We start from the raw sequence: 359 nt of genomic DNA, 5'->3' as shown, positions 1-359 counted from the left end.
GCCCGGCTGGAAAGATGACGTGCGCCTTGAGGTGCGTGATGGCAACCGCGACGGCACGCTGCGAAGCCAGTACGGCGCCGAAAACGCCAGCCAGCGAAAAGTGTTGGTCAGGGATGCCGATGGCCGTTACGAGACATTCGATTCACAGGGGCAGTCTTTGCACGGGCAGGATGATTTTATTGCCAGCTTGCAGTACGCGTTGCCGGATGCGCACCGCACCTCAATTGGTTTGCCGCATACCGGTCAGGGCGAGGCGCTAAAAGTATTGATACGCGAGCATGCCATTACACGATCACGCTTGCGCCAATTGCTGAAAATACCGCCCGACGAGTTGCCGTTTTTCAAGTCGCCAGTTCGGC

General features: G+C 57.9%; 1 protein-coding gene. It reads left to right on the top strand.

The genetic code is table 11. From position 1 onward, the window contains the following. On the top strand, window positions 1–359 hold a 359-nt coding region (locus tag AAEZ06_RS26920; RefSeq protein ID WP_350617116.1), incomplete at both ends, for a hypothetical protein.

It is taken from the genome of Pseudomonas sp. HY7a-MNA-CIBAN-0227, from assembly GCF_040310325.1.
Taxonomy (GTDB): Bacteria; Pseudomonadota; Gammaproteobacteria; order Pseudomonadales; family Pseudomonadaceae; genus Aquipseudomonas.
This window is presented reverse-complemented; position numbering and strand designations above follow the sequence as displayed.